General features: G+C 59.3%; 17 protein-coding genes and 3 tRNA genes. 4 read left to right on the forward strand and 16 right to left on the reverse strand.

The window, feature by feature from the left end:
• From PHD22_RS08935 to PHD22_RS08950, 4 genes are all read left to right on the forward strand, one after another.
• A partial coding sequence (locus PHD22_RS08935; protein ID WP_299865282.1) for a hypothetical protein occupies positions 1-223 on the forward strand: 223 nt, incomplete at its 5' end.
• A gap of 37 nt (positions 224-260) precedes the next feature.
• Positions 261-345: transfer RNA gene (locus tag PHD22_RS08940), tRNA-Leu, on the forward strand.
• Between the two features lie 137 nt (positions 346-482).
• A tRNA-Leu gene (locus tag PHD22_RS08945) sits at positions 483-567 on the forward strand.
• Between the two features lie 160 nt (positions 568-727).
• Positions 728-812: transfer RNA gene (locus PHD22_RS08950), tRNA-Leu, on the forward strand.
• A 123-nt stretch (positions 813-935) separates the two neighbouring features.
• Here PHD22_RS08950 and PHD22_RS08955 read toward each other — a convergent pair.
• The 16 genes from PHD22_RS08955 to ndk all read right to left on the reverse strand — a co-directional run bounded on the left by PHD22_RS08955 (position 936) and on the right by ndk (position 16,379).
• Entirely contained in the window at positions 936-2,246 is a 1,311-nt protein-coding gene (locus tag PHD22_RS08955; protein ID WP_299865284.1) for an adenylosuccinate synthase, read from the reverse strand.
• Positions 2,247-2,251: 5 nt separating this feature from the next.
• Positions 2,252-3,406 carry an ATP phosphoribosyltransferase regulatory subunit gene (locus PHD22_RS08960; protein ID WP_299865340.1) on the reverse strand — a complete coding sequence of 385 codons (1,155 nt, stop codon included), beginning with the start codon at positions 3,404-3,406 and terminating at the stop codon, positions 2,252-2,254.
• Positions 3,407-3,421: 15 nt separating this feature from the next.
• A complete protein-coding gene (locus PHD22_RS08965; RefSeq protein ID WP_299865287.1) occupies positions 3,422-3,607 on the reverse strand; it encodes a DUF2065 domain-containing protein in 186 nt (61 codons plus the stop codon).
• Position 3,608: 1 nt separating this feature from the next.
• Positions 3,609-4,526 carry a protease modulator HflC gene (hflC, locus tag PHD22_RS08970; protein ID WP_299865290.1) on the reverse strand — a complete coding sequence of 306 codons (918 nt, stop codon included), beginning with the start codon at positions 4,524-4,526 and terminating at the stop codon, positions 3,609-3,611.
• Positions 4,526-5,794, reverse strand: a complete 1,269-nt coding sequence (hflK, locus tag PHD22_RS08975) for an FtsH protease activity modulator HflK (protein WP_299865293.1) — start codon at positions 5,792-5,794, stop codon at positions 4,526-4,528. The genes hflC and hflK overlap by 1 nt, the downstream gene beginning before the upstream one ends.
• Positions 5,795-5,853: 59 nt before the next feature.
• A complete protein-coding gene (gene hflX / locus PHD22_RS08980; protein WP_299865296.1) occupies positions 5,854-6,990 on the reverse strand; it encodes a GTPase HflX in 1,137 nt (378 codons plus the stop codon).
• A gap of 54 nt (positions 6,991-7,044) precedes the next feature.
• Complete coding sequence (hfq, locus tag PHD22_RS08985) at positions 7,045-7,287, reverse strand: RNA chaperone Hfq (RefSeq protein WP_299865299.1); 243 nt, start codon at positions 7,285-7,287, stop codon at positions 7,045-7,047.
• Between the two features lie 107 nt (positions 7,288-7,394).
• Positions 7,395-8,723: a ribosome biogenesis GTPase Der gene (gene der, locus PHD22_RS08990; RefSeq protein ID WP_299865302.1), complete on the reverse strand. Its 1,329-nt coding sequence runs from the start codon at positions 8,721-8,723 to the stop codon at positions 7,395-7,397.
• Positions 8,724-8,738: 15 nt separating this feature from the next.
• Entirely contained in the window at positions 8,739-9,872 is a 1,134-nt protein-coding gene (bamB, locus tag PHD22_RS08995; protein ID WP_299865304.1) for an outer membrane protein assembly factor BamB, read from the reverse strand.
• Positions 9,869-10,522: a tetratricopeptide repeat protein gene (locus PHD22_RS09000; RefSeq protein WP_299865306.1), complete on the reverse strand. Its 654-nt coding sequence runs from the start codon at positions 10,520-10,522 to the stop codon at positions 9,869-9,871. Before PHD22_RS09000 ends, bamB begins: the two co-directional genes overlap by 4 nt.
• The gene (hisS, locus tag PHD22_RS09005; RefSeq protein WP_299865308.1) at positions 10,509-11,804 is read right to left on the reverse strand and encodes a histidine--tRNA ligase; all 1,296 of its coding nucleotides are present in this window, start codon (positions 11,802-11,804) and stop codon (positions 10,509-10,511) included. The genes PHD22_RS09000 and hisS overlap by 14 nt, the downstream gene beginning before the upstream one ends.
• 39 nt (positions 11,805-11,843) lie before the next feature.
• Positions 11,844-13,094 (reverse strand): flavodoxin-dependent (E)-4-hydroxy-3-methylbut-2-enyl-diphosphate synthase, encoded by a 1,251-nt coding sequence (gene ispG, locus PHD22_RS09010; protein WP_299865311.1) that lies wholly within the window; start codon positions 13,092-13,094, stop codon positions 11,844-11,846.
• Positions 13,095-13,105: 11 nt separating this feature from the next.
• Entirely contained in the window at positions 13,106-14,023 is a 918-nt protein-coding gene (locus tag PHD22_RS09015) for a RodZ domain-containing protein (protein WP_299865313.1), read from the reverse strand.
• The gene (gene pilW / locus PHD22_RS09020) at positions 14,020-14,787 is read right to left on the reverse strand and encodes a type IV pilus biogenesis/stability protein PilW (protein ID WP_299865316.1); all 768 of its coding nucleotides are present in this window, start codon (positions 14,785-14,787) and stop codon (positions 14,020-14,022) included. The genes PHD22_RS09015 and pilW overlap by 4 nt, the downstream gene beginning before the upstream one ends.
• A 26-nt stretch (positions 14,788-14,813) precedes the next feature.
• A complete protein-coding gene (gene rlmN / locus PHD22_RS09025; RefSeq protein ID WP_299865319.1) occupies positions 14,814-15,908 on the reverse strand; it encodes a 23S rRNA (adenine(2503)-C(2))-methyltransferase RlmN in 1,095 nt (364 codons plus the stop codon).
• 45 nt (positions 15,909-15,953) lie between these two features.
• A complete protein-coding gene (gene ndk / locus PHD22_RS09030; protein ID WP_299865322.1) occupies positions 15,954-16,379 on the reverse strand; it encodes a nucleoside-diphosphate kinase in 426 nt (141 codons plus the stop codon).
• Positions 16,380-16,665: the final 286 nt, after the last annotated feature.

The following is a 16,665-nucleotide window of genomic DNA, read 5'->3' on the forward strand; positions in this document are numbered from 1 at the left end:
ACTAATTACATCAGGATCTATTAGGGCAGATGGATGGAATTCAAGATCTGCAACCCACAGACAGCTCATCGAAGGAAAGGGGCACCCCCTGGTCTGCAAGCATCTGGATGACAAATTCCCGGCTTGGCAAGGGAAACTCATAGTTGAGGCTTTCGCGCTCAAAAAAGGGATCGCTGCGGCGCAGTTTACTTATTTTTTTTGTGTTTTTTTCTTTAGATGTTGACACGGATAAATTAAGCTCTATAATTACGGGCTTCGCTGCCCAGATGGCGAAATTGGTAGACGCGCTAGTTTCAGGTACTAGTGCCGCGAGGCGTGGAGGTTCGAGTCCTCTTCTGGGCACCAATTCCAAGTAAAGGCCGGTCATTTTGACCGGCTTTTTCTTTTTTTGCTTGGGTTTTGATTGTTTTGACGGCCTGCCTCTAAGACAAATTCAAAGATGTTGCACTCGTTTCGGATTTGTCTATAATAGCGCCTTCGCTGCCCAGATGGCGAAATTGGTAGACGCGCTAGTTTCAGGTACTAGTGCCGCGAGGCGTGGAGGTTCGAGTCCTCTTCTGGGCACCAGAATTAAAGCAAAAAGCCGATCTTCATGATCGGCTTTTTGCTTTTTAAAAACAGAGCAACTCTGGCGTAAAAACCGCCCCCTTCAAAGCAGGCGATTTCAAAAGAATCCAAAAAAATACTTGCCGAAATTCTAAAACAGCTTATAATTATCTCCGTTGCTGCCCAGATGGCGAAATTGGTAGACGCGCTAGTTTCAGGTACTAGTGCCGCGAGGCGTGGAGGTTCGAGTCCTCTTCTGGGCACCAGAATTAAAAATAATGGCCGATCAGAAATGATCGGCCATTATTTTTGGCGAAGGAAAATGCTCAGCCTTGTCTTCCCCGGTTTTGACCCGGCCATTCCTGCCAGACAGGAATGGCCGGGCAGGCTCAGGCGCCGAAGGGGTGACGCTTCAGGATGGTCTCGTCCCGCTCAGGCCCGGTGGAAATGACATCGATGGAAATCTCGCAGATTTCTTCGATACGATGCAGATATGCACGCGCTTCCGGAGGCAGCGCATCCCAGGTGCGTGCACCAAAGGTCGTACCGCTCCAACCCGGCATGGTTTCCAGGATCGGCTCACACCGAACCACCTCCTCGGCCCCCATGGGCAGCAGGTCCACACGCGTTCCATCCAGCATGTAACCGGTGCACAGCTTCAACTCCTTCATCCCGTCAAGTACATCCAGCTTGGTAATGCACAGACCAGATACTCCGTTGATGATGATGGAGCGCTTGAGGGCAGCCAGATCTAGCCAGCCGCAACGACGTTTGCGGCCTGTCACGGTGCCAAACTCACGGCCTATCGTGGACATCTGATGTCCCGGGGTACCCGGGGTTTCAAAATCCAGCTCGGTGGGGAAAGGGCCTCCACCCACGCGGGTGCAGTACGCCTTGGTAATTCCCAGAACGTAATGGAGACGTCCTGGGCCCACGCCCGTTCCCGCCGCAGCCTGGCCAGCGACACAATTGCTGGAGGTGACGAAGGGATAGGTTCCGTGATCAATGTCGAGAAGGGTTCCCTGGGCGCCCTCAAACAACAGGTTGCCCCCCGATTTATTAATTGCATACAGATCGGCAGAAACGTCGGTGACCATGGGGCGGATTTCTTCCGCATCCGCCATGGCCTGATCGAAGACCGCCTGGAAATCCACAGGATCCCCCCCCAGATACTGGGTCAGCACAAAGTTGTGATAATCCAGATTTTCCCTGAGTTTCTCGGCAAAACGCTCAGGGTGGAAAAGATCATAGACACGCAGGGCGCGACGGGCGACCTTGTCTTCATACGTCGGGCCAATACCCTTGCCCGTCGTGCCGATCTTGTCACCAGCGCTCTTCTTGGCTTCACGAGCACGGTCAAGGGCAGAGTGATAGCCGAGGATGATCGGACACCCCGGACTGATCTTCAGACGCTCGCGCACCTTGATGCCACCCGCTTCCAGGCCACGCACCTCCGCGAGCAGGTGATGGATGTCGAGCACGACACCATTGCCGATGAAGCACTTCACACCTTCCCGAACAACGCCGGACGGCACCAGGTTCAGCTTGTACTCCGTAGTACCCACCACAAGAGTATGACCCGCATTGTGACCACCCTGAAACCGGACGACACCCTGAGCCTGATCAGTCAGCCAATCGACAATCTTGCCCTTACCTTCGTCACCCCACTGGGTCCCGACAACCACTACGTTCTTTGCCATTTAACTCACTCTCCCTGAAGCGGTTCCACCTGCCAGGCACCGCCCCGCAGAACCAGATGCCGGTCACAACCGGCCTCACGCCACGTGCCATCATGCCCGGGCAATTCAATCACTACATTTTCCCCTGCTTCCCGCAAACGGGCTACCGCTTCCTTGAAGCCGGTCTCCCCTGCCCCACTGGCAAGGATCGCACCGGGCTGCACCGGATCGGCCACCTGCCCTGCCATCTCCCGTAAATCCAGGCTGAAGCCGGTCGCAGGGCGACCGCGGCCGAAGGCTTTGCCAACACTGTCGTAGCGGCCGCCCAGCGCGAGTGCCACCGGGGAGGTGCCACCGTACGCGGCAAAAACAACGCCACTGTGATAGTGATAGCCTCGCAGGTCCGCCAGATCAAAACTGATGGGGAGATCGCCCAGCCCCTCGGCAAGGGTTTGCAAATCGTTCAGCGCAGCAAGGATTTCGGGTTCAGCTGGCAGCAGACTCCGCGCCCTCTCAAGAATTTCAGCGCCACCATAGAGGGTGGGAAGAACCATTAGGGCGTTACGAACCTTTTCCGGGGCGTCTGCCAGGAGGTCCTTCAGACCGGGAATATCCTTGGCTTGAAGCGCATTGAACAGGTCTTCCTCACGTTCGGCAACGACCTCTGCCATGCGTGAAAGGGCTTTGAAAAGCCCCACGTGACCAAGGTCGATCCGCGAAGTACCCACCTCCGCCCGGAACAGCACTTCCGCCAGCAGGCGAATCACCTCGGCATCCGCCTCAAGCCCGGCATGGCCATAGATCTCGGCGCCAATCTGAAGCGGCTCACGGGTTGCGGTCAAGGACGACGGAATCGCATGGGCAACTGTCCCGCAATAACACAGGCGAGTGACACCCCGGCGGTTGAGCAAATGCGCGTCAATGCGAGCCACCTGTGGAGTAATGTCCGCCCTGACACCCATCGTGCGGCCCGAAAGCTGGTCCACCAGCTTGAGCGTCTTGAGCTTCAGATCCTGGCCCGCCCCCGTCAGCAAGGACTCCACATACTCCAGCAGGGGCGGTGCAACCAGTTGATACCCGTTAACACGGAAAATGTCGAGCAATCGACGGCGCAGTTCCTCCAGCTTGGCCGCCTCAGCGGGCAGGGCATCCTGGATATATTCGGGTAGAACCCAACGCAACATGGGTAAGGCGCCTCAGGAAAAGACAAAAAGCATGGCCAGTCCCAGGATCATGGAACTGAGGCCGACAAAACGTATCTGCCCATCCGTCATGGAGATCAGACGAGCAAAGGTCTCCCTCCAGCGGGAGGGAGACGCAAAGGGAATGAGGCCTTCAAGCACCAGCATCAGTGCGAAGGCCAGGATCAGGGTCTTGCCCATCTCACTTGACGTTCTTGCCCCTTGCCGGATCGGCTGCCGGCGCAGCGGAGCGCCCTCCAGCTCCCTTCAGATACTTGAAGAATTCGGAGTTGGGCTCGACAACAAGGACATCGGATCTGCTCTTGAAACTGCTACGGTAGGCTTCGAGACTACGATAGAACGCATAGAACTCCGGACTCTGGCCAAACGCCTGGGCATAAATCGATGAGGCCTTGGCATCCCCCTCACCCTTGACACCCTGAGCTTCGCGATACGCCTCAGCAATGATCACTTCCCGCTGCTTGTCTGCATCAGCCTTGATCTTTTCGGCTTCAGCAGCACCTTCGGAGCGTAATTCGTTGGCGACGCGCTTGCGCTCGGCCTCCATCCGGCGATAGACCGACTCGGACACTTCTGCAGGCAGATCGACACGTTTCAGGCGTACATCGACGATCTGAACGCCGATTTTCCGTGCATCCAGATCCGCCTTGATCCGCATTTCGTCCATCACCTTGTCGCGCTCGCCGGAAACAACGTCATGCACCGTGCGCTTGCCGAACTCTTCCCGCAGCCCTGCATTAACGGTCTGTTCCAGACGGGTGCGGGCGCGCATCTCGTCCCCCCCAACCGAAATGTAATAGAGCTTGGGGTCTACGATGCGCCACTTGACGAAGAGATCCACCAGCACATTCTTCTTCTCGGAAGTGATGAAGCGCTCGGGTTCGGAAGTGTCCAGCGTCAGGATCCGTTTGTCGAAATACCGGACGTTCTGGATCAGCGGGATCTTGAAATGCAACCCAGGCTCGCTTAGCTGATCCTTGACTTCACCCAACTGGAAAACCAGCGCGTGCTGACGCTGGTCCACGGTGAACAAGGACATCGACAACAGGGCCACTACGAAAAGCCCGACACCTGCAAACAAAGGCATACGCTCACTCATCAACGTTCTCCCCGCTCACGGTTGCGCGTGGACTCACGGGTTCGGGCTTCCCCCGATAAGGCATCAGCCCTGGGTGGGGTAATGTTGCTCTCCAGCGCGGCAGCCGCAGCCGGTCGAGCAGCCACCTGCTGCTCCACTACGGGGGCCCCGGTTTGCACAGCGGCGCTCTGAATCAATTTATCCAGGGGCAGATACAGCAGGTTGCTGTTGCTGCGCGAATCCACCATCACCTTGGACGTGTTGGAGAACACCTGCTGCATGGTGTCGAGATACAGACGCTGACGGGTCACCTCGGGCGCCTTGGCATACTCGGCATAAACCTGCTTGAACCGGGATGCATCACCTTCTGCCTGGGCCACTACCCTGCCCTTGTAGGCATCCGCTTCTTCAAGAAGTCGGGATGCCGCACCGCGGGCACGCGGAATGACATCATTTGCGTAGGCCTGACCTTCGTTCTTCTGCCGCTCTCGATCCTGTCCCGCCTTGACGGCGTCGTCAAACGCAGCCTGGACCTGCTCCGGGGGCTGGGCGTTCTGCATCGTGACCTTGCTGACCTGAATACCTGTCGCATAGCGATCAAGAATATCCTGAGTCAGTTTCTGGGCGTTGGCAGCCACCTGCTCACGGCCTTCGTAAAGCACGAAGTCCATCTTGCTCTTGCCCACGATCTCGCGCACGGCCGTCTCGGCGGCCTGAATTACGGAGTCGTCCGCATCACGGTTGTTGAACAGATACTGCTGTGGATCCTTGAGGATGTACTGAACGGCGAACTGGATGTTCACGATGTTCTCATCGTCCGTCAGCATCAGGGCTTCCTTGAGCACCTTGTTGCGCTCGGCACCCCGATAACCGATCTCCACGGTCCGGACTCCAGTCAGATTGACCAGTTCATGACTCTGCACGGGATAAGGCAGCCGCCAGCGCAAACCTGGCTCGGTCGCCTCCACAAACCGTCCAAACTGCAGAACGACGCCGCGCTGGCTTGCATCAACAATATAGAATCCCGATCCGAGCCAGATGACTGCAGCAAAAGCTGCCAGGAGACCAAAGCCCCCGCGCATCTGCCGGAAATTGAATTCCGGGGTCCGGTTTCCGCCGTCGCCGCCACCAGAGCCGCTGTTGCGGCCTCCGTCACGACCAAACATGCCGGACAGGCGTCGGTTGAAGTCACGCCACAGCTCTTCCAGATCGGGAGGGCCTTGGTTGTCGCCGCCGCGATTGTTGTCGCCGCCGCCACGATTGCCCCACTTGGGGTCGTTGAGAGACATGAGGATGCCTGAGATCACGGTGAAAAATCCGCTCCGAAGGGTGGAATTACGGGGATTCGTCAAAATGACTCGTCCTGGGGTTCCGCGGCTGCCGCCAGTGCTGCCTTGTGTCCAAGGGCCACATCGGAGAGCACCTTACGCAACAGATCGAGGCCATCGCCCGTTCGGGCGCTCAGCAAAACGCGCGTGATGTTACCACAAGCGTCGGCATGGACCTCCGGACTGGCCAGGGTCGCATCGATCTTGTTCCAGATCTGGATCTGCGGCAGGCTGCCGGCACCGATTTCTTCCAGGACGCCATTGACTGCTGCGATCTGCCCCTCCCGATCTTCACTGGACGAGTCCACCACATGCAGCAGAAGATCGGCACTTACCGTTTCTTCAAGCGTCGCATGAAAGGCTGCCACCAGCGAATGAGGCAGATCACGAATGAATCCGACCGTATCCGACACCACGATGTTCCCCGCCTCTCCAAGAAAAAGCCGGCGGGACGTGGTGTCCAGGGTTGCAAAGAGTTGATCGGCAGCATATGCCCCGGCCTTGGTGAGAGCATTGAACAAGGTGGACTTGCCTGCGTTGGTATAGCCAACGAGGGAAACACTCAGGACATCCCGCCGCTCCCGGGCACGGCGCCTGACGGCCCGCTGCTTCTCCAGGGTTGCGAGACGACTCTTGAGCAGCTTGACCCGTTCCCCCAGCAGGCGCCGGTCGGTTTCCAGCTGTTTCTCTCCAGGCCCCCGCAGGCCGATCCCCCCTTTTTGACGCTCCAGGTGTGTCCATCCGCGGACAAGACGGGTGGACAGGTGCTGAAGCTGGGCCAGTTCGACCTGCAACTTGCCCTCGTGACTTTTGGCCCGCAAGGCAAAGATGTCGAGAATAAGGGCAGAACGGTCAATGACCCGGAAGTTGAGCTTGCGTTCCAGATTGCGCTGCTGGGCAGCCGAAATGTCATGATTGAAAATGACGATATCCGCTTCGTGCAATTGCGCTGCAGCACCTACCTCGTCAGCTTTGCCCTTGCCCACGAAAAAAGCAGGGTCTGGAGCCTGACGCCGCCCCTGAACGATCGCGGCAATGGTCGCTCCCGCACTCGCTGCAAGCAGACAGACTTCAGCCAGGCGCTCGTCTATGGCTCCTTGACCGAAATCCACCTGAACAATGATCGCGCGGGTTCCCGCGGAAGGCCGCTCAAACACGCGACATCCTGCAAAGGAAAGAGCCGGTCGAAACCATCCTCATGAATGGGTGACTCAGCTGGAAGCCTCGTTCTGTTCCTGCTGGATATTGACCGGACGGGCTGGCACAACGGTGGAGATGGCGTGCTTGTAAACCATTTGCGTCACCGTGTTTTTCAGAAGGACAACGTATTGATCGAAAGACTCAACCTGCCCCTGCAGCTTGATGCCGTTCACCAGATAAATGGAGACGGGCACATGTTCCCGGCGCAGTGCATTAAGAAATGGATCCTGAAGGAGTTGCCCCTTGTTGCTCATGTTTCGACCTCTTGGTTTTAGTTTGAATAATTATAGAACCGATTGCTGCGGCGCCGCATTGCAGTTTTGGCGCCGGCCTTCGATCCGGTGGTGTGGAATTTGGTGCGTCAGTCCTTGTCCGCAAAGGGATTCCGCGATGACTTGAAATGTATCCGCAGAGGAGTCCCCTCCAACTTGAAGACTTCCTGGAAAATCCGCTCCAGGTAGCGTACGTACGATGCAGGAACATGATCCAGGGCACTGCCGTGGATCACGATCACAGGGGGGTTCATGCCGCCCTGGTGGGCATAACGCATCTTGGGCCTAAACCCTCCATGTCGCGGCGGCTGCTGGCGAATGACCGCATCCAGCAATACACGCGTCAGCTTGGGGGTTGCCAGCTTGGTCATTGCGGCCTGATATGCCCCGTCCACCGCCTTGAGCATCGGGACAATACCTTGCCCCTTCAGTGCCGAAACGAAAATGAAGCGGGCAAAACCAAGAAAGGGCAACTTCCGGTCAAGATCCTCCTTGATCCGCTGGCGACGATAATCGTCCACGGCATCCCATTTGTTTACAACGACCACCAGAGCCCTGCCGGCCTCCACCACGAAGCCACCGATGTGCGCATCCTGATCGGAAATCTCCTGGCTGGCGTCCAGCACGAGCACGACCACATTGGCTTGCTCCACCGCCTGCAAGGTCTTGATGACGGAAAATTTTTCGACAGTCTCGAAAACCTTTCCCCGCTTGCGCAAGCCTGCGGTGTCAATCAGCGTGTAATGCTGGCCGTTCCGCTCAAAAGGAACCTCGATCGCGTCCCGGGTCGTGCCAGGCATGTCGAAAGCAATGACCCGCTCCTCACCGATCAAGGTGTTGACCAGAGTGGACTTGCCCACGTTGGGCCGCCCCACGATGGCCACCCGTGGCCCCCGGGTCTCGGATGCGTCGTCTTCAGGATCCTGGGGAAACTCCTCCAGGATGAGCTCCATCAGAGTGTGAACGTTGTCACCATGAGCGGACGAGATGCACAGCGGTTCCCCCAGGCCAAGGGCATGAAACTCCGCGGAGATCATGGCCCGGTTCATTCCCTCGGCCTTATTGACCACCAGGAAGGTCTTGCGCCCCGTCCGGCGGATCCGGCTGGCAATCTGTTCATCATGAGGGGTCAGACCAGCACGGGCATCCACCATGAACAGCAGGGCATCCGCTTCAGCAATCGCCTGCTCGGCCTGCTTGGCCATCTCATGGACAATCCCTTCCTTGGCCACCGGATCGAAGCCGGCCGTATCGACCACCAGGAACTCGCGCTCGACTGCTCGACCGAGACCATAGCGGCGATCCCGGGTCAGGCCTGGCAAATCTGCCACCAGGGCATCCCGGGTCTTGGTCAGGCGATTGAAAAGGGTTGATTTGCCCACATTGGGGCGACCAACCAATACAAATGTAGGTTTCACGCGATGGCGACTCCGTTATTGAACGCCGAGGGCGTAAACACTGCCGTCCTTGGTCTGCAGAAGCAGGGACTCTCCACTGCGCTGCAGATCTGCCAGAACAGGACTCGCGTCCGTCTTGTGGCGGCCAACCAGGGCACCATCCTCCTTGCGCAGGAAATGCACGACTCCCTCCCGGTCGGCCACGACAACGAACTCACCGAATGCAAGAGGCCGTCCGGGATTGCGACCCGCCAGCTGGTCCTGCTTCCACAAGCTGGCTCCATTGGACAAATCCAGGGCATGCACAGCCCCTTTCTCGTCTGTCACAAACACGTTTCTGGCATCGATATCCAATCCACGGGAGCTTGATAGCTCCCGGTTCCATAAATTGCTGCCATTGGAGAGGTCGAAACAGGCGATGCGCCCCTGGTAAGCCGCTGCACAGCCGGCACGCGGCGTCAGGACGGGCAGACTGGTGATATCAGAAACCCGCTCGAGTTCAGTCGCACCACGGGGCACGGCTACCGTTCCCTCCCAGAGGAGAGTGCCATTCGCCGGACTGACGGCCACCAGTTTTCCCCCGGGGAAGCCAGCAAAAATCGCACTACCCTCCATCACGACGCCGGCGGCATTACGGAGAGAGAGGGCGGGAACAGCCCGCTGGTACACCCAACGGCGACGGCCGTCGGCTGGATCCAGCCCGAACAGACGACTATCGGTGCTGCGTACAACCACAAGGTTGTCGGAGACGGCTGCAGCAGCCAGAACCTCCCCATTGACTGCAACGCGCCAGCGCTCCTGCCCATTGGAAGCATCCAGGGCAATCACTTCGCCTTTCGGCGTGGAGACCACAACGATCCGGCCATCGCTGCCTACGCCTGCAGACAGGGTCACCCTGAGGCTGGAGCGCCAGACTTCTCGACCCCCCTCGATACGCACAACCCGTCCATCCGCCGAGGCAGCAAAGACAGCCTTCTCCACCACCGCCGGCTTCAGCACGAAGCGCTCGGAATCCCCCACCTTGACACGCCAGATTTCAGATGTGGAAACCGGCTTGTCGATGGGCTTGAGCGCACCAGCCTTGACTCCAGTGGCGAAAGGATTAAGGGAAGAACAGGCCCCCAGGAAAAAGGAAGCCGAGAGCAACAGGGCGAGGGTGCGGGGCTTCATTGGCCTCCCCCGATGACATCAAGCTTGGCCTGGACGATCTCCCGAAGGGCCACCGCCTCGGCCCTGGATGTCTTGGTCAGGTCGTCCACCGCCACTTGGTAGGCCTTTCGAGCCTCATCCGTCTTGCCCTGAGCAAACAGGACATCTCCGCGGAGATCAGCAAAGCGGGCAACCAGGCTGTCGTCCGGCGTGGCCTGCAACCGGGCCAGGGCCTCGTCATAGGATTTCTCGTCCAGCAGCAGGGCTGCCAGACGCAGACGGGCCAGATCCTTCAGAAGGGGGTCCCGGGCGTTCTCTGCGGCCCATCCCAGCTGAGCCCGGGCATTTTTGCTATCGCCGGCATCGATCTGAATCTTCGCAGCCAGCAGCGCGCCCAAATCAGCATAGACTGTGCCGCCGTACCCTTCAATCAGCAGCCCTGCGGTTTCTTTAGCCTGCTGGGCGTTCTTGCTGGCCGCCGCCTGCTGGACAACCGCATAAAGGGCTGCCGCTTCAGCAGTCTGCTTGCCCTGGTGCCAGTTCCAACCCTGCCAGCCTACCGATACCAAAGCTGCGGCAACCGCAGCGCCAGTCACCAGCTTGCCGTATTGCTCCCACCAACCTTTGATCTGGGAGAGCTGTTCCTGTTCTTCAAGGTCAAATGCTGCCATCGTCTTCTTCCGATTCGAGTAGGCGGTCCGCCAGGGTTTCCGGGAGTACGTCCATCAGGACGCGAATCTGTTCACCACCGTCCCGCAGGGGCTTGAGACTGACTTCGCCAGCAGCCGCTTCGTCATCGCCGATAACGACAGCAAAAGGGGCTCCGGATGCATCCGCCTTCTTCATCTGGGACTTGAAACTGCCACCACCGCAATGCAGGATGACGGAGAAGCTGTTACCACGCAGCCCCTCGGCCACACGAAAGGCTGCCCGCTGGGCAGCTTCTCCGGCGTGAACGATGTAAACATCGGGGGTCGGGCGCCCGGTCTCCCCCCCGGATTCCAGCCACAGCGCCAGCAGACGCTCCACGCCCATCGCGAATCCCGCGGCCGGAGCCGGCTTGCCCCCTAGTTGAGCGACCAGGCCATCATAGCGGCCCCCCGCACAAATGGTGCCTTGGGCGCCGAGACGGGTAGTGACCCACTCAAAGACCGTGCGGTTGTAATAATCCAGTCCCCGTACCAGGCGATGGTTGATGCGATAAGGCAGACCGGCATCCTTCAGGAGTGTCTGCACCCCGTCAAAGTGCTTGGGGGACGCCTCTCCCAAAAAATCCGCCAGTCGCGGGGCTGCCTCCACGATAGGCTGCAGGTCCGGGTTCTTGGTGTCCAGGATACGCAAGGGATTGGTATAAAGACGGCGCTTGCCATCCTCATCCAGGCTGTCCTGGTGCTGCTCCAGGTAGGTGATCAGCGCTGCCCGGTGGGCTGCACGCTCCTCGCTGCTGCCCAGAGAATTGATTTCCAGCTTGACATCCTCAAGACCTAGATCGTCCCATAGGCGAGCACACATCAGAATGTGTTCAGCGTCCACGTCCGGCCCCTCAAAGCCCAACGCCTCCACCCCTACCTGATGAAACTGGCGGTAGCGTCCTTTTTGAGGCCGTTCGTGGCGAAACATGGGCCCCTGATAATAGAGGCGACGGGGCTGACCAAACAACAGATTGTGCTGGATCGCCGCCCTGACACAGGAGGCAGTGCCTTCGGGACGGAGGGTCAGGTGCTCCCCGTTCAGGGCATCCTCGAAGGAATACATTTCCTTCTCGACGATATCGGTCACTTCACCGATGGCACGCTTGAACAGAGGGGTAGGCTCAACGATGGGCATGCGGATCGGCCTATAGCCGTAGCCATGCAACCAGTTGCGGACGATCTCCTCGAACTGCTCCCAGATCTCTGCTTCATCGGGCAGGATGTCGTTCATCCCGCGCACGGCCTGGAGGGTCTTGCTCATGATTCCTTTTATTCTTTTACAGTCGGGGCATACCGGTCATCAGGCCGGTGCGCCCTTGCGGGGGTAGGTTCTGGCCACATAACGCTCGATGATGGCCTTGAATTCGTTGGTGATGTTGTCGCCACGCAGGGTCTGGGTCTTGACGCCGTCTTCGAAAACAGGGGCTGCCGGAGACTCGCCGGTACCGGGTAGGGAAATACCGACGTTGGCATGCTTGCTTTCACCGGGGCCATTAACGATGCACCCCATGACTGCCAGAGTCATGTTCTCGACACCATCATACTGGTCCCGCCACGCGGGCATGTTGTCGCGGACATAAGCTTGCACATCCGAGGCCAGCTCCTGGAACAGGGTGCTGGTCGTTCGACCACAGCCAGGGCAGGCCGTGACCATCGGCGTGAAAGCACGCAGACCCATGGTCTGGAGGATTTCCTGGGCCACGATGACTTCCTGGGTCCGGCTACCGTTGGGCTCCGGGGTCAGGGAAATACGGATCGTGTCACCAAGGCCTTCCTGCAGCAGCACCGAGAGTGCCGCGGTGGACGCAACGATTCCCTTGGAGCCCATGCCCGCCTCCGTCAGCCCCAGGTGCAGAGGATAGTCGCACTTGGCAGCCATATCCCGGTAGACCGCGATGAGATCCTGCACGCTGCTCACCTTGGCCGACAAGATGATCTTGTCTCCTCCCAGGCCGTACTCCTCCGCCTTGGCAGCGGATTCGAGCGCGGAGGTCACCAGCGCCTCGCGCATCACTGCACCCGCATCCCGGGGCACCGGCCGCCTGGCGTTCTCGTCCATGATCCGGGCCAGTACGGATTGATCCAGACTGCCCCAGTTGACACCGATACGCACAGGCTTGTCATATTTGCAGGCCATCTCGATGATGGAGGCAAACTGAGTATCTCGCTTGATGCCCTGCCCCACGTTCCCCGGGTTGATGCGGAACTTGGCCAGGGCCTCTGCACAGGCCGGATTATCGGCCAGCAGCTTGTGGCCGTTGTAATGAAAATCTCCCACCAACGGCACATCCAGGTTCATTGCGAGGAGCTTTTCACGGATCTTCGGGACAGCCCTGGCTGCCTCATCGTTGTTCACCGTGATACGCACCAGCTCAGAACCTGCCCGGGCAAGCTGGGCGACTTGCATCACCGTCGCAAAATCATCTGCCGTGTCGGTGTTGGTCATCGACTGAATGCACACCGGCATGCCGGAGCCGATGGACACGTGACCGACACGAACCTGACGGGTCTGACGGCGGGCAGCAGCCCGACCGGAAAGCAGTAAATCCATATTCCGTCCAATCACTCGAGCTTGAGACGGGCAACCGTCGCTTTGGTGGAGAGCGCCAGGTCCACTGGCGCACCGTTACGCTGCAGCTTTACATGACGGGCGTTGCCAATCACCAGCGCCAGAGGAAGCTGACCCTTCACTTCCTGCCGGGCCCCAGCCTTGCCAAGCTGTGAAAACACGATCCTGCCATTTTTGTCCTTGATCTCGACCCAGGCATCCTGGGCAAACTCGAAGATCAGGGTGTCGCCGCCTTCTGTCCGGCCCGCACCCATATCGGCAGCCGTGAGCGGCGCCACTGCTGCGGGCGCCTCCACGGACGGGGCCATCTGGGGGGAAACCGGCGGTGCCAGCGCCCCCTCTTCCGCGGCAGTCACCGCAGGCATGACACCCGCGGGGCTTCCGGAAATGCTGGCCGGATCACCGGCAACCGCCTCGGCTTCGGCCCCCTGCGCAGACGGTGGCAAACCCGCTGCCAGATCCTGTGCCGGCTTGCTGCGCTGAGTATCGTAGTACCACCCAGCCAGAACAATTCCGAACAGTCCAAGTGCGGCAAGGGCTCCAGGCAGTACGGAGCGGCGGAAACGTCCGCGGCCAACCTGGGGAAGCGCTCCCTCTGCATTCGATGCAGGAGCCAGCTCGACGCCCGCCATGGCAGCCGGCGCTACCAACCCCTCCATCAGGGGGGTCGGGTCGATTTTCAGCAAGCGAGCGTAGTTGCGCAAAAATCCCCGGATGAACGCGTGGCCAGGCAGGGCTTCAAATTGCCCGGACTCCAGCGCATGGATCTGCCTGAGATTCAGTTTGAGCGTGTGGGCCACTTCGGCCACGCTCATGCCTTGAGCCTCCCGGGCCTGACGGAGCGTCAGGCCCGCCCGGACGGCAGCCTCCTGATCCTGGGTGGAGGCGGAAGACAGCTTGTTTTCGGTCACTGGTACTGTCCCTGCTGGAAAGCCTGATATTCGGGAGAGGTGGGAAAACGGCGACGCAACTGCCCCACCAGAGATGCTTCTGAAGCCCGGTCCCCCAGCCGCCGCTCCACACGAATGGCCAGCCAAAGACTCTCGGCCGTCGGCTCAACACCCTTGTGCAGTTCGGCCAGATAAAGTCGGGCACCCTCGAAAGCGCCTCTCCGATAACTGATTCCCGCCAGATGATAATAGGCTGGCAGGTTGGTCGGATCGAGATCCAGACTCTTCCTGAACTGCTGCTCAGCCGCAACGTCGTTCTGAAGCCGCAACTGGCACAGACCCGCGTTGGCATGGGCCCGGGCCGGTGTCTGATAATAGGGGTTGCGCATCGCCTGCCCCAGTTTTTCAAGGCCATCCTTTTCCCGGCCCTGGGCGCACAGGAACCACCCGTAACTGTTGAGAATTTCGGGATCGCCGGGAGCCAGGCTGAGGGCATGGCTGAAATTGGCATCCGCCACGACGTTTTCTTCCAGATACATGTGCACCTGCCCCATCAACTGGTAAGCCGGAGCGTAACTGGCGTCATGGCGCACAGCCGATCGCGCTTCATCGAGCGCAACGCCAAAGCGCCCTACCTGAAAATACGCCTGACCGAGTTCCACATGGGTCTTTGCCTTGCGCCGGGCATCGCTGGTGACGGGCAGCTCCGACGCGGGGCGCTCCATGCGCACGGCCCCCGGAGGCACCTGCGGGCCTGCACAGGCTACCAGGAGCAGACTGGCCAAGCCAGAAATCCACACAAGCCTCAAGATCACTCCTCCACGATGGGAACGACACGCGTGGTGCGACGGGTCTTGTCCTTGACCTGGCCCGCCAGTTGGCCGCAGGCCGCATCCACGTCATCACCGCGGGTCTTGCGGGTCGTGGTGACAATGCCCGCGTTGATCAGGATTTCTGCAAACTGACGGATGCGGGGAGCAGGCGAGCGGCCAAAATCAGCCTGGGGAAAAGGGTTGAAGGGAATCAGGTTGAACTTGCAGGGAACGTCCCGTGTCAGCGCGATCAATTCGCGGGCATGGGCATCGGTATCATTCACGCCGTCAAGCATCACGTATTCGAAAGTGATGAAATCCCTCGGGGCTTTTTGCAGATAACGCTGACAGGCCGCCATCAATTCCCGCAAGGGGTATTTCTGGTTGATGGGCACGAGCCGGTCACGCAAGGCATCATTGGATGCGTGCAGGGAAACGGCCAGGGCTGTCGGGCAGGCATCGCGCAGACGATCCATGGCAGGCACGATTCCGGAAGTGGACACGGTTACGCGCCGCCGGGAAAGCCCGTAAGCGTTGTCGTCGAGCATCAGCCTGAGGGCCGAAACGACGTTGTCGAAATTGGCAAGAGGCTCACCCATACCCATCATCACCACATTGCTGATGACCCGCTCACCACTGCCATCGGCGCCCAGCAGGCGGTTGGCCAGCCACAACTGGCCGATGATCTCGGCTGCGCTGAGGTTACGGTTGAAGCCCTGTTTGCCGGTGGAGCAGAAGGCACAATCGAGAGCACAGCCCGCCTGGGACGAGATGCACAAGGTGCCGCGATTGGTTTCGGGGATGAAGACGGTTTCGACTGCATTGGCATTGCCCACATCGAGCAGCCATTTACGGGTCCCGTCTGCAGAGACACTGTCGCGAACGGGCACCGGTGGCGTGATGCAGGCAGTCGTTGCGAGTTTCGCCCGCAACGACTTGGCCACATCGGTCATCTGCTCGAAGTCGGTCGCGCCAAAACGGTGGACCCAACGGAGCACCTGCTTGGCACGAAAAGGTTTCTCACCCTGCTGGACGAACCAGTCGGCGAGGGCGTCGGCATCGAAATCGAGAAGATTGACCACGGGCATGTCCATCCTTGAAGGCGGGGCACAAAGAACGCATCCCGCCCTCAGAGATCATTAACGGCTGTAAACGTTCATGCCGGGGAAAAAGAAAGCCACTTCCACAGCAGCGGTTTCGGGCGCATCGGAACCATGGACGGCGTTGGCGTCAATGGACTCGGCGAAATCGGCGCGGATGGTGCCCTTCTCGGCCTTCTTCGGATCGGTGGCACCCATCAGCTCGCGGTTCTTGGCGATGGCACTCTCGCCTTCGAGGCACTGGATCATCACCGGACCGGAAGTCATGAAGGACACCAGATCCTTGAAGAAGGGACGCTCTTTATGAACAGCGTAAAACTCGCCGGCTTCGCGCTCGGACAGATGCGCCATCTTGGCGGCGATGACCTTGAGGCCGGCGCCTTCAAAGCGGGCGTAGATCTGGCCGATCACGTTCTTGGCAACGGCATCGGGCTTGATGATGGACAGGGTACGTTCAATGGCCATGAGTCAGTCTCCAGTAAGTCTCAGGATGGTCGAAAAACCGAAAGCCGCGGATTTTAACAGGTTGAAGCGCCACCACGGCGTTTTTCGGCAACCCCCTGACCGTGCGGGCGCCAATCCAGCGGAGGTGACGGGGCCCAGCGGGTGGGCGTGGACAAAAAAAGGGTGCGCATCGCGCACCCCCAACCCCAACAGAGAGACTTCAGCTTTGGCACTGACGTGCCGGGAACGCTTGATGTTGCTCGTGTTTGCGTCCTGAACCTGCCGCGCATTGTGCACGTCCGCTCTG

The sequence above is a fragment of the Zoogloea sp. genome, assembly GCF_028693495.1.
Classification (GTDB): Bacteria; Pseudomonadota; Gammaproteobacteria; order Burkholderiales; family Rhodocyclaceae; genus Zoogloea.